This window comes from Streptomyces sp. NPDC001663 (assembly GCF_042893105.1).
GTDB lineage: Bacteria > Actinomycetota > Actinomycetes > Streptomycetales > Streptomycetaceae > Streptomyces.
Map to the genome: position 1 here is coordinate 309640 of NZ_JBIAUR010000005.1, position 22586 is coordinate 332225.

Genomic DNA, 22586 nt, shown 5'->3' on the forward strand with positions numbered 1-22586 from the left:
ATCCTCGCATATCACCTGGTTATGGCGATCTCAGGGTGAACCCGGTGAGGGGGCGGTAACCGACCGGCAACACGCGGGCAATCCCGGCGACCCGACCGCCTCTTAATTTCTGTCGAGCGACAGAAATAACCCCGCAAGAGACGACGACCCGAAGAGACGACCCAGAGCCGGAGGTCCCGCGATGGCGACAGAGACCACGTACGGAGCCCGCGACCACGCACGCGCCCAGGAGGGCACGCGCGCCGAGGCCATGCCCGTCGTGCCGTCCGCCGACTGGCCGGACCCGCCCTGCGAGGCGGGCCATCTGGTGTGGGCCGAGACGGTGGCGGGCGGCAACTACACCCACCGCGTGCTGGCCCGCGGCACGGAGCTGCGCCTCACCGACCTGCGCGGCGACGCCTGCGCCCATCTGCTGCTGTACGTGGCGGACCGGCCCTGGGAGCGGCTGAACGTCGCCGACACGGTGAAGGTCCAGTGGAACGCCTACCTCGGCGAGGGGCAGCTGCTCCTGTCCGACCAGGGCCGCGTGCTCGCGAGCGTCGTCACCGACACCTCGGGCCGGCACGACGCCCTGTGCGGCACCTCCAGCCTCGTACGCAACACGGAGCGGTACGGCGACGGCACCCCGCAGTCCGCCTCGCCCGCCGGGCGCGAGCTGCTGAAGCTGGCGGCCGCGAAGAACGGCCTTGAGCCGCGCGACCTGCCGCCGTCCCTCTCCTTCTTCCAGGGCGTCGAGGTGCGCGAGGACGGAAGCCTGCACTTCACCGGCTCGTCCGGCCCCGGCGGCAGCGTCACCCTGCGCGCCGAACAGGACCTGACCGTCCTGATCGCCAACGTGCCGCACCCGGCCGACCCACGCCCCGACTACGTCAGCACCCCGCTGGAGGTGCTCGCCTGGCGCGCCGCGCCGACCGCACCGGGCGACCCGCTGTGGGAGGCCACACCCGAGGGCCGCCGCGCGTTCCTGAACACCGCCGAATTCCTTGCCGCGAGGGGGCTCGCATGAAGACCGTGGTTCCGGCCCGGGCGGCCTGGTCGTCCGTGATCCGCACCGGCCAGACGCTGACCATCACCGACCTGCACGGCAACCAGGCCGTCGACTTCCTCGTCTACGACGCCCATGACACGTCGGTCCGCTACAGCGCGCCCGACACCATCCACGCGCAGGGCAACATCTTCCTGACCACGGGCAGCGTGCTGATGAGCAACGAGCACACGCCGCTCATGACCGTCGTCGACGACGAGGTGGGCCGCCACGACACCGTCGGCGGCGCCTGCTCCAAGGAGTCGAACACCCTCCGGTACGGCCACCACACTTGGTCGCAGCACGCGTGCGTGGACAACTTCCTTGCGGAGGGCGCCCGTTACGGCCTGGGCAAGCGCGACCTGGTCTCCAACATCAACTGGTACATGAACGTGCCGGTCGAGAAGGACGGCACCCTCGGCATCGTCGACGGCATCTCGGCCCCGGGCCTGAAACTGACCCTGCGCGCCGAGCGCGACGTCCTGGTCCTGGTCTCCAACTGCCCGCAGATCAACAACCCTTGCAACGGCTTCGAGCCGACGGCCGTGGAGATGACGATCGAGTCCGCCGCCCCGGGGGACGACGCATGAGCTTCGAGAAGCTGCTGGTCGCCAACCGGGGCGAGATCGCCGTACGGATCATCCGCACCGCCCGCGAACTCGGCCTGCGCACGGTCGCGGTCTACTCCGACCCGGACCGCTCGGCACCCCACGTCCGGCTCGCCGACGAGGCGGTACGGCTCGGCCCGGCGCCCGCCAAGGAGTCGTACCTCGACACCGACCTGGTGCTGAAGGCGGCCAAGGACACCGGCGCGGGCGCCATCCACCCCGGCTACGGCTTCCTCTCCGAGGACGCGGCCTTCGCGCGCCGCTGCGAGGACGCCGGAATCGTGTTCGTGGGCCCGACGCCGGAGCAGCTGGAGCTGTTCGGCGCCAAGCACACGGCACGCGCGGCGGCCCGGACGGCAGGAGTGCCACTGGCACCCGGGACGGACCTGCTGGCGTCGCTGGACGAGGCCCTCACACACGCATCGGCGATCGGCTATCCCGTCATGCTCAAGGCGACCGGCGGTGGCGGCGGCATCGGCATGTCGGCATGTCGATCGGCCGACGAACTGACCGACGCCTGGGACCGCGTGCAGCGCGTGGCCGCCGCCTCCTTCTCCTCCGCCGGCGTCTTCCTGGAGCGCCTGGTCGAGCACGCCCGCCATGTCGAGGTGCAGGTCTTCGGTGACGGCGAGGGCGGGGTCGTCACTTTCGGCGACCGCGACTGCTCCCTCCAGCGCCGCAACCAGAAGGTCCTGGAGGAGGCACCGGCACCCGGGCTCCCCTCCCATGTGCGCGACCAACTCACGTCAGCCGCCCGCGACTTGTGCGCCTCGGTCGACTACCGCTCCGCCGGAACCGTCGAGTTCGTCTACGACGCCGCCCGCGAGGAGGCGTACTTCCTGGAGGTCAACACCCGCCTCCAAGTGGAACATCCGGTCACCGAGGAGATCTACGGCGTCGACCTCGTCGCCTGGATGCTGCGCCTGGCCCGCGGCGAGTCCGACGTCGTACGCAACCCCGGCCCACCCCGCGGCCACGCCGTCGAGGCGCGCCTCTACGCCGAGGACCCCTCACGCGAACACCGGCCCAGCGCCGGCCTGTTGACGCGGGTCGAGTTCCCGCCGGGAGTGCGGGTCGACGGCTGGGTGGAGACCGGCACGGAGGTGACGACGTCGTACGACCCCATGCTCGCGAAGGTCATCGCGTACGGCCCCGACCGCGCCCACGCCCTGCGCCGACTGGACGAGGCGCTGGCCCGCACCCGAGTCGACGGCATCGAGACGAACCTGGGCCTGGTCCGGGCGGCGCTCACCGACCACGACTTCCGAACGGCCACCCACTCCACGGCGACCCTCGCACACGTCACCGACCCGACCCCACGCATCGAGGTCGTCTCCGGTGGCACCCTGACCACCGTGCAGGACTGGCCGGGCCGCACCGGCTACTGGCAGGTCGGCGTACCCCCGTCCGGCCCGATGGACGACCTTTCCTTCCGGCTCGGCAACCGCGCGCTGGGCAACCCCGAGGGCGCACCGGGCCTCGAATGCACCCTCCAGGGGCCGACGTTGAGGTTCACGCACCCGACGACGGTATGCGTGACGGGCGCCCCGGCCGAGGTCACGGTCGACGGCGTGCCGGCCGCGCAGTGGGAGCCGGTGACGGTGCCCGCAGGTGCCGTGCTGGAGATCGGCGCACCCACGGAACACGGCCTGCGCACCTACGTACTCTTCGCCGACGGCCTCGACATACCCGCCTTCCTCGGCAGCGCGAGCACGTTCACGCTGGGCCGCTTCGGCGGGCACGGCGGCCGGGCCCTGCGCACGGGCGACGTACTGCACGGCGGCACGGTCGCCGACGGCACCCCGGTGCCCTTGGAGGACCGCCCGGATTTCTCCTCGGTCTGGCACATCGGCGCGGTCGAAGGCCCGCACGCCGCACCGGAGTTCTTCACCGAGGACGACATCCACGACTTCTACGCCGCCGACTGGAAGGTCCACTTCAACTCGGCCCGCACCGGTGTACGTCTGGTCGGCCCCAAGCCGCGCTGGGCACGCACCGACGGCGGCGAGGCGGGCCTGCACCCGTCCAACATCCACGACACCCCGTACTCGGTCGGCGCCGTCGACTACACCGGCGACATGCCGGTACTGCTCGGCCCGGACGGCCCGTCCCTCGGCGGTTTCGTCTGCCCGGCGACGGTCCTGAGCGGCGAGCGCTGGAAACTGGGCCAGCTGCGACCGGGCGACACCGTGAAGTTCGCCCCGGTGGAGGTGGACGGTTCACCGCGACCCGAGATCGTGGACGGCGGCGTACTGGCCCGGGACGGCGACGTCACGTACCGCCGAAGCGGCGACGACAACCTGCTGGTCGAATTCGGCCCGATGCAGCTCGACCTGGCACTCCGCATGCGGGTCCACGCCTTGATGGAGGCGGTGGCGCAGGAGGGCCCCGACGGCATCACGGACCTCACCCCGGGCATCCGCTCCCTCCAGATCCAGACGGACCCGAACCGCCTCTCACAACACGAACTCCTCACTGTCGTACGGGAGATCGCATCCACACTCCCACCCACCGACCAATTGGTCGTCCCCTCCCGCACGGTCCACCTCCCCCTCTCCTGGGACGACCCGGCGACCCGCGAGGCGATAGCCCGCTACATGGCCGGTGTCCGCGACGACGCCCCTTGGTGCCCCTGGAACATCGAGTTCATCCGCCGAGTCAACGGCCTCGACTCCGTCGACGACGTCTACCGCACGGTCTTCGAAGCCGAATACCTCGTACTGGGCCTGGGAGACGTGTACTTGGGCGCCCCGGTGGCCACACCCCTGGACCCCCGCCACCGCCTGGTGACGACGAAGTACAACCCGGCCCGCACCTGGACGGCGGAGAACTCGGTCGGCATCGGCGGCGCCTATCTGTGCATCTACGGCATGGAGGGCCCGGGCGGCTACCAGTTCGTCGGCCGTACCACCCAGGTCTGGTCGGGCTGGCAGCAGCGCGGCGCGTTCGAGCCCGGGTCTCCCTGGCTGCTCCGCTTCTTCGACCGCATCAAGTGGTACCCGGTGGAAGCGGATGAACTCCTCGACCTGCGGGCGGACATCACATCCGGCCGCTTCGTCCCGCACATCGAAGAGGGCACCTTCTCGCTGGCCGAGTACCAAACCTTCCTCACCGAACAGGCCGACTCCATAGCGGAGTTCAGGACCCGCCAGCAGACGGCCTTCGCGACCGAGCGGGACGCCTGGGAGGCGGCGGGCGAGTTCACCCGGGCAGAGGCGGCGTCCGCACCGGCAGCGCCTCCGGCGGCAGTGACCATCCCGCCGGGCGGCCGCCTGATAGAGGCCGAATTCGCAGCCTCTGTGTGGCAGTTGAACGTATCGCCGGGCGACGAGGTGACGACAGGACAGCCGCTCCTGGCCCTGGAGGCGATGAAGATGGAATCGAGAGTCCACGCACCGATGGACGGAGTGGTGACGGAGATCCTGGCAAGGCCGGGCGACCAGGTGGAGGCGGGAACGGCACTGGTCGTGCTGGCCCCGGCCGCGAACTGAAAGAGGAACAAGCAATGTCCGCTCTCTCCCGTGTCCGTGCCGCCTACGCCCGTATCGAGGCGGTGGACCGCCCCGAGATCTGGATCGACCTGCGCCCCCAGCCGGACGTGGAGGCGGAGGCCCGAGCGATCGACGCCCGCGTGGCGGCAGGCGACCGACTCCCCCTCGCCGGGCACCTGTTCGCGGCGAAGGGCAACATCGACGTGGCCGGCCTGCCCACGACCGCGGGCTGCCCGGCATACGCCTACGAGCCCGAGTCCGACGCACCGGTGGTGGCCCGCCTCCGCCGCGCCGGCGCGATCGTGCTGGGCACGACGAACCTGGACCAGTTCGCGACGGGCCTGGTGGGCACCCGCTCCCCCCACGGCGCAGTACGCAACGCCCATGACCCGTCCCGGATCAGCGGCGGCTCCAGCTCCGGCTCGGCGGTAGCGGTGGCCCTGGGCATCGTGGACCTCGCGCTCGGCACGGACACGGCGGGCTCGGGCCGGGTCCCGGCAGCCTTCAACGGCATAGTCGGCGTCAAACCGACCCGAGGCCTGGTCCCGACCACAGGCGTGGTCCCGGCCTGCGCCTCGATCGACTGCGTAACGGTCTTCGCCCGCACCCTCCCGGAGGCCGAACAGGCACTGTCCTTCATGACCTCCCCACCGACCCGCGAACTCCCACCCCTCCCCCAGCGCACACCGGGCCCATGGCGCATAGCGGTCCCACCCCGAGACCAACTCGGCGAACTGGACGAGGGCTGGGCCGAGGCATACGAGACGGCGGTAGAGCAGCTGCACTCGGCAGGCGCCGACATCCGTCCCCTCGACCTGACCCCCTTCACCGAGGCGGCGGCCATGCTCTACGAGGGAGCATTCGTAGCCGAGCGCTACACGGCAGTGGGAAGCTTCATCGACAAGGCGATCGCAGCAGAAGCCGACGGCCTGGACCCCACAGTCACCGGCATCATCACCCGAGCCCGCGACATCCCGGCCCACCAGCTCTACGCCGACCAGGACCGCCTGGCGACCCTCCGCACCCGCGCCCTGGCCGAACTGGCGGACGCGGACGCCCTGTTGCTGCCCACCGCACCCGGCCACCCGACCCTCGCTGAGGTAGCCGCCGACCCCCTGGGCACCAACGCCCGCCTGGGCCGCTTCACCAACTCCACGAACCTCTTCGACCTGGCAGCACTCGCAGTCCCGGCCGGCGAGGTGAACGCCCTCCCCTTCGGCGTCATGCTGATAGGCCCGGCCTTCACGGACGACCGCCTGGCAAGAATCGCCGAACTGCTCCGCCCGGAGACCCAACTGACGGTGGTAGGAGCCCACTTGACCGGCCAGCCCCTGAACCCCCAACTCCTGGCACTGGGTGCCCGCCTGGACCAGACGACCACAACGGCGCCGGTATACAGACTGCACGCGCTGCCGACAGAACCGCCCAAGCCAGGGCTCGTGTACGTGGGCGAGGGCGGAGCCGAGATCGAGGCGGAGGTCTGGCGCCTCCCGACAGAGGGCCTCGGCCGCCTGCTGGCCACCCTCCCCCACCCCATGGCGCTGGGCAGCGTGCAACTCTCCGACGACACGCGAACCCCCGGCTTCCTCTGCGAGCCGTCGGCCCTGACAAACGCCGAGGACATCACATCGTACGGAGGCTGGCGAGCGTATCTGAACCGCTAGCCGTTGGAACCGGCAAGCCGCGTACGGCGGGAAGGGGACGTGCCGGGGGGTGTCCGCCCGCAGCGGCGGGCGTCCACCACCGAGCACAACTAAGCCAGACGGCACCCGCCCGACCGAGGACGGACACCCCCCGGCGCGGCCCCGACCCCCAACCCACCGCAGGCGCTGGACGAACCCCCACCGACCGGGCAGCTGCGCCGCAGGCACCAGGGGCGCGAGGAACGGCGCGCCCAGCCACGACACACCCGCACCCGCACCCGCACCCGCCGAACAACTCACCCCACCGACGAGTAGGCCACAACCCCCCGCAACAGCAGATCAACCGCCTTACGCGCATTCTTCGCCACCGTCGCCCCATCCCCACCGGACACAGGCGCCGCCGCCGAAATCTGCCCCAGCACATCAATCACCTGCTTGCACCACCGCACAAAGTCCCCGGCCGGCATCTCCGCCTCCCGAAGCACCTCGTCCAGCCCCTTCCCCGAGGCCCACATATACGCGGCCCAGGCGAACCCGAGATCCGGCTCCCGCTGCCCCACCCCTTCGGTCTGAGTGATCCGGAAGTCCTCCTCGAGGGCATCCAACCGCCCCCAGATCCGCACCATCTCCCCCAGCGCAGCCTTGGCCTTCCCGGACGGCAGCTTCGGCGCCATCGCATCGTCCCCGACCCGCGCCTCGTACACCAACGCCGAGACACAAGCCGCAAGTTCCGCAGGCGCAAGCCCCTCCCAGACCCCCGCCCGCAAGCACTCACTGGCCAGCAGATCGAGCTCCCCGTAGAGCCGCGCGAGCCGCTTCCCGTGCTCGGTGACCTCGTCCCCCCGCAGATAGTCCAGCTCGGTCAGCAACGCCACGATCCGGTCAAACGTCCGAGCGATCGTGTTCGTCCGCCCCTCGATACGCCGCTCCAGCTGCGAGGTGTCCCGAAGCAGCCGGTGATACCGCTCGGCCCACCGCGCATGGTCCTCCCGATCGCTGCACCCATGACAGGGATGCGCCCGAAGCGCCGTACGCAACCGCGCGATCTCCCGGTCATCGGCAGCCTGCGACCGCCTCTTCCGCGCCCGCTCCGGCGGAATGTGTCCGGCCTTGGTCCGCAACGCCGACGCAAGATCCCGACGCGACTGAGGCGACCGCGGATTGAACGACTTCGGAATCCGCATCCGCTCCAACGCCTCGACCGGCACCGGAAAGTCCATCGAAGCCAGCCGCTTGACCTGCCGCTCCGCCGTCAGCACCAGCGGCCGCGGCCCGTCATGATGCTCGAATCCCCGATGCCCATTGGACCGCCCGGCAGGCAGCCCCGGGTCCAACACCAGCGCCAGCCCTGCGTACTTGCCCGTCGGCACATGGATGACATCCCCCGGCTTGAGCTTCTCCAGCGCAACCGCCGCTTCGGCCCGCCGCTCCGCCGCCCCCTGCCGCGCCAGCTCGGTCTCCCGGTCCTTGAGCTCCCGCCGCAGCTGCGCATACTCCTCGAAGTCGCCCAAGTGGCAGGTCATGGAGGCCTTGTAGCCCTCCAGCCCCTCCTCGTTGCGCTGCACCTGCCGCGAAATCCCAACGACCGACTTGTCAGCCTGGAACTGCGCGAACGACGTCTCCAGCAACTCCCGCGACCGATGCCGCCCGAACTGCTCGACCAGATTCACCGCCATGTTGTACGACGGCTTGAAACTGGACCGCAGCGGATAAGTACGCGTACCGGCCAGCCCCGCCAGATGCTCAGGACTGATCCCACGCTGCCACAGCACAACCGCATGACCTTCGACGTCGATACCCCGACGCCCCGCACGCCCCGTCAACTGCGTGTACTCACCCGGCGTGATATCCGCGTGCTGCTCACCGTTCCACTTGACGAGCTTCTCCAACACCACGGACCGCGCAGGCATGTTGATGCCCAGAGCCAGCGTCTCGGTGGCGAAGACGGCCTTCACCAGCCCCCGCACGAACAGCTCCTCGACGACCTCCTTGAAGGTCGGCAGCATCCCCGCGTGATGGGCCGCGATCCCCCGCTCAAGCCCCTCGAGCCACTCGTAGTACCCGAGGACATGCAGATCCTCGGTCGGAATCGACGCCGTACGCTCCTCGACGAGCGCCCGCACCTTCCCCCGGGCCTCGTCGTCGTTGAGCCGCAGCCCGGCGTACAGGCACTGCTGAACGGCGGCCTCACAAGCAGCCCGGCTGAAGATGAAAGTGATCGCGGGCAGCAACCCCTCGGCGTCGAGCCGTTCAATGACCTCGGGCCGCCCGGGCGTCCACACCCGAGACCGCTGCCGACGCTCCCGCTCCCGATCGGCCTCGCGCATCGCACGCCCGCGCCGCCGGTCCTGGTACGACGGCCGGCTGGCCTCCATCCGGGCAAGCCGCGTCAGATCGGGATTGACGGCCTTCTTGCTGCCCTCGCCCTCCTCGAACAGGTCGTACATCCGCCGCCCGGCGAGCACGTGCTGGAACAGCGGCACGGGCCGGTGCTCGGAGACGATCACCTCGGTGTCACCGCGGACGGTGTCGAGCCAGTCGCCGAACTCCTCGGCGTTGGAGACGGTCGCCGACAGCGAGACAAGGGTCACGGACTCGGGCAGGTGAATGATCACCTCTTCCCATACGGCGCCCCGGAAGCGGTCGGAGAGGTAGTGCACCTCGTCCATGACCACATAACCGAGCCCGAGAAGCGTCTGCGACCCGGCATACAGCATGTTCCGCAGCACCTCGGTGGTCATCACGACCACCGGCGCCTCGGAGTTGACGCTGTTGTCGCCGGTGAGCAGGCCGACCTTGTCCGCGCCGTAACGGCGGCACAGGTCGGCGTACTTCTGGTTCGACAGCGCCTTGATGGGTGTCGTGTAGAAGCACTTCTTGCCCTGTTGCAGGGCGAGGTGGACGGCGAACTCGCCCACGATCGTCTTGCCGGAGCCGGTGGGTGCCGCGACCAGGACGCCCTTGCCCGCTTCGAGTGCCTGGCAGGCCTCGATCTGGAAGGGGTCGAGGCCGAAGTCGTACATCTCGCGGAAGCCCGCGAGCGCGGTGGCCTGCTCGGCTGCCCGCAGACGAGCTGCCGCGTACCGCTCGGCCGGTGAGAGGTCCTCTGTCATCGTGCTTTCGAGCGTACCGGGCCCCACTGACAACAGGACGATCATTATCCGGATCAGCCAATTGGAAACCTGGGCTTTACGCAGCTCAACGGCCTACGACCGGTCATACGAGCGGTCTCAGGGACCCACGACCCGCAGCGCACCCGGTACGCACCGCGCGGTCAGCGGCAGCGGCCCGAGCCGCTCCCCGTCCGCGTACCCGGTGATGCCCTCGGCGGCCAGCTCGACCTTCGCCGCCCGGAACACGGTGACCTTGGGGTGCTCGACGTGGGTCCCCCGGTACACCGACGGGAACACCTTGAGCAGCGTGGCCCGGCCGCAGTCCCCGACCACGGTCACGTCGAACAGTCCGTCGGTGAGATCGGCACCGGGGCAGATCCTCATGCCGCCGCCGTACGACGGCCCGTTGCCGACGGCCACCAGCGTCGCCTCGACCTCCTGGACGTCGCCGTCGTCCAGCGTGATCCGGTACGGGAACGGGCGGAAGGCGGCGAGTTCGGCGAGCATCGCGAGGTCGTAGCGCAGTCGGCCCTTGGGCCATCGCATGCGGTTGCCGCGGTCGTTGACGCGGGAGTCGAAGCCGGAGGCGAGAACGGCACCGAACCAGTGGCCGTCCGCCTGCCCGAGGTCGATGTCCCGCAGCCGGCCCTCCTTGAGGGCATCGGCGAGCACGCGGCCCGCGGCGGCCGGGTCCCGCAGCGGAAGGCCGAGGGCGCGGGCGAAGTCGTTGCCGGTGCCGACGGCGACCAGACCGAGCGGGGTGGCGGTGCCGGCGACGGCCTGGAGGGCGAGGTTGAGCATGCCGTCGCCGCCCACGGCGACCAGGGCACCGGTCCCGTCCGCGACGGCGGCACGCGCGCGCGTGAAGGCCTCCTCGGCGTTCTCGCCGGAGACCGTACGTACCGCGAAGCCCGCCGCGCGCAAAGCGGAAGCGGCCGGCTGCGCCGCGTGGGCGCCCCGGCCGCGGCCCGCGGTGGGGTTGACGAAGAGGGTGATCTCGCTGGTCACGGGAGTGACCCTACGAGCTGCCGCCCGCTCGTCAGGTCACGTCGTCATAACCGTTGACCCGGTCCGTGCTCGCCTGCTCGGGCAGTGCCCGGCTCGCGGCGACGGTCTCCACCTCGCCGATGTCCTCGGGGGTGAGGTCCAGGTCGGAGGCCTCGTCGTCGGCGGGGCCCTCCTCCTCGCGGCGGCGCCTGCGCCTGTCGTTCATCAGCGAGAAGGCGACGGCGCCGAAGTACAGCACCCAGATCGGTCCGGCGAGGGCCAGCATCGAGATGGGGTCGGTGCTGGGCGTGGCGATCGCCGCGAACACCGTGATGCCCATGATCATGCCGCGCCACCAGCCGAGCATCCGCTTGCCGGTGAGCACCCTGGTCAGGTTCAGCATGATCAGCAGCAGCGGCAGCTCGAAGGAGAGACCGAAGACGATCACCATGCGGGTGACCAGCTGGAGCAGATCGTCCAGCGGCAGCAGGTTGTCCACGCCGTTCGGTGTGAAGTCGATCAGCACCTTCGCCGTGGTGGGCAGCACCCGGTAGGCGAAGAAGGCACCGCCGAGGAAGAGCGGGACACCGGTGAAGACGAACCCGTAGGCGTACTTCTTCTCGTTGCGGTGCAGGCCGGGGGCGACGAAGGCCCACAGCTGGTACAGCCAGATCGGCGAGGCGAACACGACGCCCGCCATCAGCGAGACCTGCAGGGCGAGCGTGAAGGGCGCGAGCAGACCGTTGATCGTGATCCGCGCGCACTGCTGACCGTTGTCGCTGTTCTTGGCGGCGTTCGCCAGTTCCTCGAACGTCTTCCCACAGCCGACCGAGTCGAGGATCGGCTTGGTGAGGAAGTTGATGATGTCGTTGTAGAAGAAGGCGGCGACGACCGTGATGATCACGATGGCCAGCATCGCCTTCGCGAGCCGGTTGCGGAGCTCACGAAGGTGGTCCGCAAGGGGCATCCGCCCCTCGGGATCCTTCTCCTGCTTGCGGGCAGACTTGGGCAACCCACGTCCTCATCTCGTGCGGCAGGCCGGAAGAATCCGGCCCTGCATCAGGCCTTGGTGGTGTCCGTCGGCTCGGTGACCGGGCGCGAGCTGGTCACGTCGCCGGGGGCGGCCTGGATGGTGCGCTGGGCAGGGGGCTGCTCGCCGTTGTTCGGCGGGCCGGCCGGGGTGGCCGTGCTGCTGCCCTCTTCCTTCATCGCCTTCGCCTCGCTCTTGAGGATGCGGGCGGACTTGCCGAGCGAGCGCGCCATGTCGGGAAGCTTCTTCGCGCCGAACAGCAGGATGACGACGACGAGGATGAGAATGATCTCGGGGGCGCCGAGCCTTCCGAACATAAGTCTTTACCTTCTCACCGAGGCGGCTGGGGTGGGGTGCTGTCCGACCGGTCGGACATACGTCCGATCGACCGTGCTGGCAGCGATCGTAACGCTCAGGGGTAAACGTGAGGCAATCCCCGTGCGTACTCCCGGTCCGCGGCCCGGGCCTCGTTCTCCGGTCCGCGACCAGCAGCGTACCTGCCGGGGTGGCCCCGGTGACAGGTCGAAGTGACCCAAACCGCCTCCGGCGCAGGACTCACATGCCTTGCACAGCGCCGCTCAGAGGGAGTCCACAGCCCGGGCCGTACTCACTGCGGCGCGCTCGAGGTCTTCGGCGGCCCGGTTGATACGGCGTGCGGAGTCCGTGACCTGCCTGCCCAGGCGCTGTGCCTCGAGGAAGACCCGCACGGCGAACACCCCGAGGACGGCGAGGCCCAGGAAACCCACAGCTACCGCGAACATCGGCCAGAACATGACGCCGAGCCTAGACCTTGCTACGGCGTGTGCAGCCGCAGGGTCCTGACCCCGCCGCCGGTGAGCAGCTCGACGATCCGCTCCCCCGCCGGCTTGCGGACGGAGGCACCGCAGTCGGGGCAGGTGAAGGAGTAGAAGGTGGTGCGGCTGGTGGCGCCGATGGCGAGGCGGAGGGCGCCGGCGGCGAGTTCGAAGCTGCCCCGGCAGTCCGGGCAACCGGCCCGGAACACGACCGGGGACACGCTTCTCATCCCGGCGAACGCCGACGCCACCGAGATCTCCCGCACACCAGACACCGACGACTCGCTCAAAGCCCCTGCTCCTGCCTGCCGTACTGCCCGTCCTGAACCGCATGCCCCGCCCGGGGCTGCTGCGCCTCGACCCCGTCGTACGCCGCCAGGGCCTCGCGGGCCGCCCGGCGGGCGCTGTCGGCGAGGTCACGCGGCGAGACGATCCGGCCGTCGCGCCCGAGCCGCAGCGCCAGCCGCCGCAGGGACGTCGGGTCCGGGGTTCGCAGGGTGATACGCAGCCCGCCGTCCGGAAGCTCATCCGCACTGTCGTGCGGGTAGTACTCGGCGACCCAGCGGCCGCCGGGGCCGACCTCCACGACGACCTCGGGGTCCTCGGCGGCGGGCTGCACCAGCGCCTCCGACAGGTCCCTGAGCTCGATCTCGGGCGGTGCGGACGGCTCGTCCAGGATCCTGATCTCGGCGACCCGGTCGAGCCGGAAGGTGCGGCGCGCCTCGGAGCGGCGGCACCAGGCCTCCACGTACGTGTGCCCGACGCTGACGAGCCGGATGGGGTCGATCTCGCGCTCGGTGAGCTCGTCGCGCGCGGGCGAGTAGTAGCGGATCCACAGCCGGCGGCGCTCGGAGATCGCGCGGTCGACGTCGGCGAAGACTCCGCCCTCGGACTCGAAGGTCACCGACAGCCGGGCGCTGGCGCCCGCCGCCTCGCCGGCCGCGGCCTCCAGCTTGGCGTTGGCCCGCAGCAGGGCCTGCCGGTCGCTCTCGCGCAGCCCTGGCAGGGTGGACACCGCGCGGGCGGCCACGAGCAGCGCGGTCGCCTCGTCGGCGGCGATCCGCAGGGGCTCCGCCACATCGTCGGGGTTGTGCCACCAGATGCGCTCGCCGTCGGTGTCGATGTCGAGCAGGTCGCCGCCGCGGAAGCTGGTGCCGCACATGGGCAGCACGTCGAGGTCGGAGACCAGCTCGTCCTCGCTGATGCCGAAGGCGCGCGCGACGTCCTCGACCCGGGCTCCGGGGCGCTCCTTGAGATACGTCACCAGCGAGAGCATCCGCCGGGTCTGGTCGATGGCGTTCACGGGCCTGACCGGTTTGCCTGCCACTGTCCTGCTCGCTCCCCCTCAGCCCTTGGCCACGGCACGCAGCCGGTCCACCACGTCCGCGCGCAGCTCGGCCGGCTCGAGCACCACCACGTCCGGCCCGAACTCCACCAGCCAGGCATCCAGCCCGTGTCCGTACGGAATCTCCAACTCGTCCCAGCCGTCGCCGAGTTCCCGCACCGAGGTGGCTTTCGCCCGAAGGGGGTACCCCGCGTCCGAGCGGAGCCGGATCAGCGCGGAGCGGTCGGCGGTCTCCCCCGCCCAGCTCGCGACGGTCTCGCGCACGGTGACGACGTCCGGGATCTCGGCGGTGAACTGTCCGCTGCGGCTGCGCACCTTGCCGGTGATCCGCGACAGCCGGAAGACCCGCTCGGCGCCGCGGTCACGGTCCCAGCCGGCCAGGTACCAGTGGCCGCGCCAGCACTCCAGCGCCCACGGCTCGACATGCCGGGGCTCGGGGTGGGCGGCGGTGGCCTTGCGGTAGTCGAAGACGACCGGTCGGCGGTCGCGGCAGGCCAGCATCAGCGGCTCGAACGCCGCCTCGTGCACGGGGATACGGGGCTCCAGGGCGCCATGGGCCTCGTACGGGTCGACGTCCTCGGGCATCCCGGCCGCGCGCAGCTTCTGCAGGGCGCCGCTGGCCGCGCCCGCGAGCCGGGCCTGCTGCCACACCTTGGCGGCGAGACCGAGGGCGGCGGCCTCCTCGGCGTCGAGCGTGATGGGCGGGAGACGGTTGCTGTCACGGCGGGCCAGGTAGCCCATCTCGCCGTCGAGGTTCTCAACGGTCTCGATGACCAGGCCGAGTTCGCGCAGATCGTCCTTGTCGCGCTCGAACATCCGGCTGAAGGAGTCGTCCGAGTTGGCTTCCAGATACGCCTCGATGGACTCACGCAGCTCGCGCTTGCTGAGCGGCCGCCGCGTCCCGAGCAGACACAGCGCCAGGTTCATCAGCCGCTCGGCCTTGGCAATGGCCATCGACGCCCTTCGCCTCCCTATGGTGCTTTACGACGATGACCGTACCGCCCCGAAGTGGCGTGGCAAAAGCCGAGGGCCCATGCCCGGACAGGCATGGGCCCCAGGTGATCGGGTCCGGTCGCGTGCGCGATCAGACCGCGACGAGGTCGACCACGAAGATCAGGGTCTCGCCCGGCTTGATCGCCGGGGTCGGGCTCTGGTTGCCGTAGGCGAGGTGGGCGGGGATGGTCAGCTGGCGACGGCCGCCGACCTTCATGCCCTGCACGCCCAGGTCCCATCCCTTGATGACCCGGCCGCCGCCGAGTGGGAAGCGGAACGGGGTGCCGCGGTTCCAGCTGGCGTCGAACTCCTCGCCGGTGCTGAAGGCAACGCCCACGTAGTGGACGGTGACGGTCTGGCCCGCCTGCGCAACAGCGCCGTCGCCCTCCCAGATGTCCTTGATCTCGAGGTCCGCCGGGGGCTCGCCGCCCGGGAAGTCGATCTCGGGCTTCTCGATGCTCACGTCTCTAGCTCCTGCTTGTCTGCGGAAAGGCAACACGGACAGTCTTACACCTCGGCGGGGTCACATCTTCGCCAGGATGTCGACCGAGAAGACCAGCACGGAGTCCTTCTTGATGCCGCTGCCGGACGGCGGGTTGTCGCCGTAGCCCAGCTTCGGGGGGATCACGATGAGGACCCGGCTGCCGACCTTCTTGCCGGTCAGGCCCTGTCCCCAGCCCTTGACGACCTGCTGGAGCCCGAACGAGGTGAGCGCCTTGCGGCCGTACGTCGAGTCGAACTCCTTGCCGCTGTCCCAGAACACGCCCTTGTACTGCACCAGGACGGTGTCCTTCGCGCCGACCTCGTCGCCGTCGCCCTCGATGATGTAGTTCGCCACCAGCTTGGTGGGCGCGTCCTTCTTGGGGATGTCGATGGAGGGCGCCTTGCCGTCGGTGTTGGTGCCGACCTTGGGCAGGGCCGCGTCGTTCTGCGGAACCTTGGTGCCCTTGGCGGAGCTGTTCGCGTTGAACGTGCCCTGCACGTCGACGACGAACACCAGCGTGTCGGTGCCCTTGATGCCCGCCTGCGCGTTGCCCTCCTTGCCGTAGCCCCAGGTGGGCGGCACGGAGAACTGGACGCGGCTGCCCACCTTCTTGCCCGTGAGGGCATAGCGCCAGCCGTCGATGATGCTGCCCTCGGCGAGCTGGATGACGAGGGGGGTCTTGCGGTCGTAGGAGTTGTCGAAGACCTTCGCCGTGTTCCAGATCTGGCCCAGGTAGTGGGCCTGGACGTAGTCGTTCTCCGCGACCGTCTGACCGCCGCCCGCGATCAGCGTCTTCACCGCGAGGTCCTTCGACGGATCGCCCGTGCCCTTGGCCACCGTCGGCTTCGTACCGAACTTCGTACCCCCCGTGACGGCCGGCAGCGGTCCGTCGACGATCTTCGGCGCCGGCGCGGCGGAGGTCGCCGAGGCGGAGGGCGAGGCGCTGTCGCTGGCCTTGCTCGAGTCGGACTTGTCGTCACCGCATGCGGCCAGCGTGGCAAGTCCTGCGGGTACGGCGATGAGTAGTGAGCGTCGGCGCACGGTTGAAGCCTCGTATCGGTCGATCTTGTGGATGGCGTGCGCGCAACTCTACGGCGTGAGAAGGGCGCCGTACGGGAAACGTACGGCGCCCGTGTTGCGTTCCGGACTTTCACCGGAACGCGTGGCTCACATTCCGGCGATCAGCTTCTCCACCCGGTCGTCCACGGAACGGAACGGGTCCTTGCACAACACCGTGCGCTGCGCCTGGTCGTTGAGCTTGAGGTGCACCCAGTCGACGGTGAAGTCCCGGCGCTGTTCCTGGGCCCTGCGGATGAAGTCGCCGCGCAGCCGGGCCCGAGTGGTCTGCGGGGGAACGGACTTGCCCTCGAAGATCTTCAAGTCGTTGCAGATACGGGCTGCTTGACCCTTCCTCTCGAGCAGGTAGTAGAGGCCACGACGGCGGTGGATGTCGTGGTAGGCGAGGTCTATCTGCGCGACCCTCGGGTGGGACATGGTCATGTTGTGCTTGGCGCGGTACCGCTCGATGAGCTTGTACTTCATGACCCAGTCGATCTCGGTGCCGATCCGGTCGAGGTCCTCTGCCTCGATCGAGTCCAGCGTGCGGCCCCACAGCTCCAGGACCTGCTCGACGGTGCCGGTGCGGATGCCGCGGCGCTCGCAGAAGTCCACGGCCTTCTCGTAGTACTCGCGCTGCACCTCGAGGGCGGAGGCCTCGCGGCCGCTGGCCAGGCGCACCTTGCGCCGGCCGGTGATGTCGTGGCTGACCTCGCGGATCGCCCGGATCGGGTTCTCCAGGGTCAGGTCGCGCATCACGGTGCCCGCCTCGATCATGCGCAGCACCAGGTCGGTGGCGCCGACCTTGAGCAGCATGGTCGTCTCGGACATGTTCGAGTCGCCCACGATGACGTGCAGCCGGCGGTAGCGCTCGGCGTCCGCGTGCGGTTCGTCGCGGGTGTTGATGATGGGCCTGGAGCGGGTGGTCGCCGAGGAGACGCCCTCCCAGATGTGCTCGGCCCGCTGACTGACGCAGTACACCGCACCGCGCGGCGTCTGCAGAACCTTGCCCGCGCCGCACAGCAGCTGGCGGGTGACCAGGAAGGGGATGAGGATGTCCGCGAGCCGGGAGAACTCCCCGTGGCGCGCGACGAGATAGTTCTCGTGGCAGCCGTAGGAGTTGCCCGCCGAGTCGGTGTTGTTCTTGAAGAGGTAGACGTCGCCCGCGATTCCTTCCTCGTGCAGGCGTCGTTCGGCGTCCACCAGGAGTCCTTCGAGAATGCGCTCGCCTGCTTTGTCGTGGGTGACCAGTTCGGTCACGTTGTCACATTCGGGTGTCGCGTATTCCGGATGTGAGCCCACGTCGAGATAGAGGCGGGCGCCGTTTCGCAGAAAGACATTGCTGCTGCGGCCCCATGACACGACACGGCGGAAGAGGTACCGCGCCACCTCGTCGGGAGACAGGCGGCGCTGTCCCCTGAACGTACATGTGACGCCGTACTCGTTCTCCAGCCCGAAAATGCGGCGGTCCATGAGTGAACATTACGCCCGATCCCCTGAGCTGAAACGGGGTTCGGCAGCACGGTTTGGATCATTTTCCGATGAAGCCGCAACCACCGCGCCCCCTGCGGGAGCTGCGAGGACCCGCCCGGTGGCCAGCAGAACCAGCAGCGACACGGCCCCCGCGGCACCCGGTACGGCGAAGCCCCACACCGCCCCGCCCCACTCGACGACCGGGCCCGCCAGGCCCGTTCCGACCGAGGAACCGACCGTGAACGTCGTCACGATCCAGGAGAACGCCTCGGTGACCGTCCCGCGTGGCGCGTGCCGGTCCACGAGGAGGAACGCACAGGCGAGGCAGGGTGCGAGGAAGAGCCCGGCGACGGCCGTGAGCACCGTCATGGCGACCGGGCCCGGCGTCAGCGTGAGCGGCAGGTAACACACCGCCAGAAGGGCGACGAGCACGCGCAGTCGCCGCTCCGGCGCACCGGTCCACTGCCGCGCGCCGTACGCGGTGCCGCCGACGAGCGCCCCGAGGCCGATGGCCGCCATCAGCCAGCCGTACACCGCGTCCCCGCCGTGGCCGTCGGCGTACGCGACGGCCGCGACCGCGATGGAGCCGAGCGCCATCCCGACGGCCAGGAACGCGCCGAGCAGGACGAGCAGTCCGGGCGAGCGCAGCGCGCCGAGCCAGTGCGCCTCGCGCGGCGCCGAACGCCACGCGCGCGAGGGCGGCGAGACGACCACCGAGAGGGCGCCCAGCACGCCGACGACGTTGACGAGCACCAGCGCCGCCTGCGCCGACCACAGCGACACGCACAGGGTCACCAGCAACGGGCCGACGGTGAACATGACTTCCTGGGCCACGGCATCCATGGCGTACGCCGTCTGCACCTGACCCTCGCTGCGCAGGACCGAGGACCACAGCGCCCGCAGACCGCCCTCCAGGGGCGGCGTGAACAGCCCGGAGAGCGCCACGCACGCGTACGCGAGCGCGAGCGGAGCGGTGCCGACGAAGGCGAAGGCGGACATGGCGAGCGCGGAGACCACCGCGGCCGGCAACTGGACGCGCGGCTGCCCGTACTTGTCCACGAGGCGGCCCAGCAGCGGCTGTCCCACAGCATTGGCCACCCCGTACACGGCCGCGAGCCCGCCGGCGAGGCTGTAGGCGCCGCCCTCCGAGCGCACGAACAGCACGATGGCGATGGCGGCGACGGCACACGGCAACCGGCCCACCAGCGTGCCGGCGAGCAGGCGGGCGGCATGCCGAGCCCTGAGGATCTCCACGTATCCCGCAGCCATGTCCCGCCTCCAAGTGTTACGTATAACCCCGTGTTCCATACGTACCATGTGCGCTGTTCACACGTCCAGGCAAAGGAGCGGGTCCGCGGTGGCACGCAGTAGCACGCGCCCTACCAGCCGTGACGTCGCGCAGGCGGCAGGGGTGTCCCAGGCGGCCGTCTCGCTCGTGCTGGGCGACAAGTGGCGCGGCAGGGTCTCCGAGGCCACCGCGGAACGGGTGCGCGAGGCCGCGCGCGACCTCGGCTACCGACCCAACCTGGCCGCACGCAACCTGCGCCTGGGCCGTACCCGTACCGTCCTCCTCGTGGTGCCGGCCCTGACCACCGAGTTCTTCGCCGGTGTCTACACGGGCGCCGCCCGCGTCGCCGCAGACCACGGCTTCGGAGTCGTCCTGTACCCCTCCCCCGAGGGCATCGGCCCGGCCCGCGACCCCTTCGCCTCCGCCCAGGCCGCCCTGGACGGCGTCATCGCCTCCTCCATGGCCGCGGACGCCCTGACCGCCATCCGCGGCGACCAGCTGCCCCTGGTGATGCTCGACAGCGACCCGGAGGGCAGCCTGGGCGCGGCCACGGTGAACCTGGACATCGCCGACGGTGTCCGTCAGGTCGCCGAGCACCTGCTGGGCCTCGGCCACCGGCGCTTCCTGCACCTGGCGGCGGACGTGGCGTCCTGGACCTTCGAGGTACGCGCGCATGAGCTGGCCGCCCGGGTCGGCGCGGTCCCGGGCACCTCGGTACGGACGGTCCGTGCGCCGATCTCCATCGAGGGCGCCCTGACCGCCGCCGAGGCCGCCCTGTCGGTGCCCGGCCCCCGGCCGACGGCGCTGGTGTGCGACGACGACAAACTCGCGGCCGGCGCCTACAAGGCGGCCCGGCGCCTGGGCCTGCGCATCCCCGACGACGTGTCCGTCACCGGCCTGGACGACCTCGCCCTGGCCACCGCCCTCGACCCCGAGCTGACGACCGTACGCCTGGACGCCGAGCTGTTCGGCGAGCAGGGCATGCTGGCGCTGCTGGCCGTCCTGGAGGGCCGCACGCCCGAGGCCGGGGACATCCCGGTCGAGTTGGTCGTACGGGGCTCCACGGCGCCGCCCGGCAGCCCCTGAACGCCCTGTGCCCCGGCCGAGTCGTCGGCCGGGGCACAGGAGGGGTGAGGTGAGGCGCGGTTACTCCTCGTCGGAGCTCTCGGCCTCGGTGGCCGCTCCGTCGCTCTCCAGGAGCCGGGAGAGCTGGCGGCCGACGATGCGCTTGAACTTGCGTGCCTGCGGGCGCGTACGGTCCAGGACCGCGACCTCCAGGCGCTCGGCGGGGATCTCCCGCTCCGTGCCGTTCGTGTCGCGGGACAGGGCCTGGACGGCCAGCTTGAGGGCCTCGGCCAGGGTCATGCCGTCCTGGTGGCGCTGGTCGAGGTAGCTGCTGATCTGCTCGGCGTTGCCGCCGACCGCGACCGAGCCGTGCTCGTCCACGATCGAGCCGTCGTGCGGCAGCCGGTAGATCTGGTCGCCCTCGGGCGTCTCGCCCACCTCGGCGACGACCAGCTCCACCTCGTACGGCTTCTCGGCCGCACTGGAGAAGATCGTGCCCAGCGTCTGGGCATAGACGTTGGCGAGACCCCGGGCGGTCACGTCGTCACGGTCGTAGGTGTAACCACGCAGGTCGGCGTACCGTACGCCGCCGATCCGCAGGTTCTCGTACTCGTTGTACTTGCCGGCGGCCGCGAAGCCGATCCGGTCGTAGATCTCGCTGAACTTGTGCAGCGCGCGGGACGGGTTCTCGCCGACGAACACGATGCCGTCGGCGAACTGCAGCACGACGAGGCTGCGGCCACGGGCGATGCCCTTGCGGGCATACTCCGCCCGGTCGGCCATGGCCTGCTGGGGGGAGACATAGAACGGCGTCGACACCGGTTATCCGTCCCTTTCTGTCGAAGTCACTGGATCACCTTGGTAATAACCGACTGCCGGGCTACAGCAGCGCGGCCCGCGGGCCGTCGGGCTGCTCCAGACGCCGCTCGAGGATCGAGCGGGCGATCTCGGAGGACTCCTCCTCGGTGAGCCGGCGGAAGCCGTCCTCGGTGATCACGGTGACGATCGGATAGATCCGGCGGGCGACATCGGGACCACCGGTCGCCGAGTCGTCGTCTGCCGCGTCGTACAGGGCCTGCACCACGAGCATCGTGGCCTCGGCCTCGGTCAGACCGTCGTGGAAGAACTTCTTCATGGCACCGCGCGCGAAGATCGAGCCGGAGCCGGTGGCGGCGAAGTTGTGCTCCTCGGAGCGGCCGCCCGTCACGTCGTAGGAGAAGATGCGGCCCTTTTCGCGGTCGACGTCGTAACCCGCGAAGAGGGGCACCACGGCCAGGCCCTGCATGGCCATGCCGAGGTTGGAACGGATCATGGTCGACAGCCGGTTCGCCTTGCCCTCTAGCGAGAGCTGCGCCCCCTCGACCTTCTCGAAGTGTTCCAGCTCGAGCTGGAACAGCTTGACCATCTCGACGGCGAGACCGGCGGTGCCGGCGATGCCGACCGCCGAGTACTCGTCGGCGGGGAACACCTTCTCGATGTCCCGCTGCGCGATGACATTGCCCATCGTGGCCCGCCGGTCACCGGCGAGGACGACACCTCCGGGGAACGTGACGGCGACGATGGTGGTGCCGTGCGGCGCCTCGATCACGCCCTGTGTGGGCGGCAGTTGGCGGTTGCCCGGCAGCATCTCCGGCTGGTGCTCGGAAAGGAAGTCCATGAACGAGGACGATCCGGGCGTCAGGAAGGCAGCCGGCAGACGCCCGGTGCTACGAGGGTTGGCTTCCACGCGATTCCTTCCACGGTAAGGCGACGGCCCGCCCGGACGGCCGAGCCGATCTTCACATCTGTGCACGGACCATACCCGCGCCACCGCCGGTCATCCGTCCCGGCACCGACCCGTTGCATCGGGCCGGCTCCGGGACGGGCAACTGGCGTTACTGTCCGCCCTTCTGGACGAAGGAACGCACGAAGTCCTCCGCGTTCTCCTCGAGGACGTCGTCGATCTCGTCCAGTACGGAGTCGACGTCGTCGGACAGCTTCTCCTGGCGCTCCTTGAGGTCCTCCGAAGCCTGCGCGTCCTGTGCCTGCTCCTCGACCTCCTCGGTGGAACGCGTCGCCTTCTGCTGTCCGCCGCCGGTGTCCTTGGTCGCCATAACCCTCACCCCGCTCGGTTCGACGTTCTTGATCAGACCCTACAAGCAGGGTCCGACATCGGCCCCGCAGTTCCTTAACGTACGGGGGCCACCTCGATG

Annotated in this window: 20 protein-coding genes; 5 read left to right on the plus strand and 15 right to left on the minus strand. The window is 70.0% G+C overall.

What is annotated here, in order from left to right; all coding sequences use genetic code 11:
• Window positions 1–181: 181 nt before the first annotated feature.
• The 4 genes from ACFY1L_RS18395 to atzF are packed head-to-tail and all read left to right on the plus strand — an operon-like array spanning window position 182 to window position 6787.
• Complete coding sequence (locus tag ACFY1L_RS18395) at window positions 182–1006, plus strand: urea amidolyase associated protein UAAP1 (RefSeq protein WP_388824671.1); 825 nt, start codon at window positions 182–184, stop codon at window positions 1004–1006.
• Window positions 1003–1614, plus strand: a complete 612-nt coding sequence (locus ACFY1L_RS18400; protein ID WP_388824674.1) for an urea amidolyase associated protein UAAP2 — start codon at window positions 1003–1005, stop codon at window positions 1612–1614. The genes ACFY1L_RS18395 and ACFY1L_RS18400 overlap by 4 nt, the downstream gene beginning before the upstream one ends.
• The gene (locus tag ACFY1L_RS18405; RefSeq protein WP_388824677.1) at window positions 1611–5123 is read left to right on the plus strand and encodes a 5-oxoprolinase/urea amidolyase family protein; all 3513 of its coding nucleotides are present in this window, start codon (window positions 1611–1613) and stop codon (window positions 5121–5123) included. The genes ACFY1L_RS18400 and ACFY1L_RS18405 overlap by 4 nt, the downstream gene beginning before the upstream one ends.
• Window positions 5124–5137: 14 nt before the next feature.
• Window positions 5138–6787: an allophanate hydrolase gene (gene atzF, locus ACFY1L_RS18410; RefSeq protein ID WP_388824680.1), complete on the plus strand. Its 1650-nt coding sequence runs from the start codon at window positions 5138–5140 to the stop codon at window positions 6785–6787.
• A gap of 275 nt (window positions 6788–7062) precedes the next feature.
• Here atzF and ACFY1L_RS18415 read toward each other — a convergent pair whose 3' ends face one another.
• The 12 genes from ACFY1L_RS18415 to ACFY1L_RS18470 form a co-directional block, all read right to left on the minus strand.
• On the minus strand, window positions 7063–9924 hold the full coding sequence (locus ACFY1L_RS18415) for a DEAD/DEAH box helicase (protein WP_388824683.1): 2862 nt from the start codon (window positions 9922–9924) through the stop codon (window positions 7063–7065).
• Between the two features lie 72 nt (window positions 9925–9996).
• Window positions 9997–10887, minus strand: a complete 891-nt coding sequence (locus ACFY1L_RS18420) for a diacylglycerol kinase (RefSeq protein ID WP_388824686.1) — start codon at window positions 10885–10887, stop codon at window positions 9997–9999.
• Between the two features lie 31 nt (window positions 10888–10918).
• Entirely contained in the window at window positions 10919–11878 is a 960-nt protein-coding gene (tatC, locus tag ACFY1L_RS18425; RefSeq protein WP_388824689.1) for a twin-arginine translocase subunit TatC, read from the minus strand.
• A gap of 47 nt (window positions 11879–11925) precedes the next feature.
• The gene (gene tatA / locus ACFY1L_RS18430; RefSeq protein ID WP_388824692.1) at window positions 11926–12213 is read right to left on the minus strand and encodes a Sec-independent protein translocase subunit TatA; all 288 of its coding nucleotides are present in this window, start codon (window positions 12211–12213) and stop codon (window positions 11926–11928) included.
• 261 nt (window positions 12214–12474) lie between these two features.
• Window positions 12475–12669: a hypothetical protein gene (locus tag ACFY1L_RS18435; protein ID WP_360837472.1), complete on the minus strand. Its 195-nt coding sequence runs from the start codon at window positions 12667–12669 to the stop codon at window positions 12475–12477.
• 20 nt (window positions 12670–12689) lie between these two features.
• Window positions 12690–12980 carry a hypothetical protein gene (locus ACFY1L_RS18440; protein WP_388824695.1) on the minus strand — a complete coding sequence of 97 codons (291 nt, stop codon included), beginning with the start codon at window positions 12978–12980 and terminating at the stop codon, window positions 12690–12692.
• On the minus strand, window positions 12977–14017 hold the full coding sequence (locus ACFY1L_RS18445) for a helix-turn-helix transcriptional regulator (protein ID WP_388824698.1): 1041 nt from the start codon (window positions 14015–14017) through the stop codon (window positions 12977–12979). The genes ACFY1L_RS18440 and ACFY1L_RS18445 overlap by 4 nt, the downstream gene beginning before the upstream one ends.
• A gap of 18 nt (window positions 14018–14035) precedes the next feature.
• Window positions 14036–14989 carry a helix-turn-helix transcriptional regulator gene (locus ACFY1L_RS18450; RefSeq protein ID WP_388824701.1) on the minus strand — a complete coding sequence of 318 codons (954 nt, stop codon included), beginning with the start codon at window positions 14987–14989 and terminating at the stop codon, window positions 14036–14038.
• 130 nt (window positions 14990–15119) lie between these two features.
• A complete protein-coding gene (locus ACFY1L_RS18455; protein ID WP_030945962.1) occupies window positions 15120–15491 on the minus strand; it encodes an FKBP-type peptidyl-prolyl cis-trans isomerase in 372 nt (123 codons plus the stop codon).
• 60 nt (window positions 15492–15551) lie between these two features.
• Window positions 15552–16553: an FKBP-type peptidyl-prolyl cis-trans isomerase gene (locus ACFY1L_RS18460; protein ID WP_388824704.1), complete on the minus strand. Its 1002-nt coding sequence runs from the start codon at window positions 16551–16553 to the stop codon at window positions 15552–15554.
• Window positions 16554–16679: 126 nt separating this feature from the next.
• Entirely contained in the window at window positions 16680–18041 is a 1362-nt protein-coding gene (pafA, locus tag ACFY1L_RS18465; protein WP_127181046.1) for a Pup--protein ligase, read from the minus strand.
• A gap of 9 nt (window positions 18042–18050) precedes the next feature.
• A complete protein-coding gene (locus ACFY1L_RS18470; protein WP_388824707.1) occupies window positions 18051–19310 on the minus strand; it encodes an MFS transporter in 1260 nt (419 codons plus the stop codon).
• 88 nt (window positions 19311–19398) lie between these two features.
• Here ACFY1L_RS18470 and ACFY1L_RS18475 point away from each other — a divergent pair, with 88 nt between their 5' ends.
• Complete coding sequence (locus tag ACFY1L_RS18475) at window positions 19399–20415, plus strand: LacI family DNA-binding transcriptional regulator (protein WP_388824710.1); 1017 nt, start codon at window positions 19399–19401, stop codon at window positions 20413–20415.
• A 60-nt stretch (window positions 20416–20475) separates the two neighbouring features.
• Here the strand turns inward: ACFY1L_RS18475 and prcA are convergent, their stop codons facing one another.
• The 3 genes from prcA to ACFY1L_RS18490 form a co-directional block, all read right to left on the minus strand.
• Window positions 20476–21213 carry a proteasome subunit alpha gene (prcA, locus tag ACFY1L_RS18480; RefSeq protein ID WP_361259808.1) on the minus strand — a complete coding sequence of 246 codons (738 nt, stop codon included), beginning with the start codon at window positions 21211–21213 and terminating at the stop codon, window positions 20476–20478.
• Between the two features lie 61 nt (window positions 21214–21274).
• Window positions 21275–22120, minus strand: coding sequence for a proteasome subunit beta (gene prcB, locus ACFY1L_RS18485; RefSeq protein ID WP_388824714.1), 846 nt, complete (start codon window positions 22118–22120; stop codon window positions 21275–21277).
• 148 nt (window positions 22121–22268) lie between these two features.
• The gene (locus ACFY1L_RS18490) at window positions 22269–22487 is read right to left on the minus strand and encodes a ubiquitin-like protein Pup (protein WP_016325855.1); all 219 of its coding nucleotides are present in this window, start codon (window positions 22485–22487) and stop codon (window positions 22269–22271) included.
• Window positions 22488–22586 lie beyond the last annotated feature (99 nt).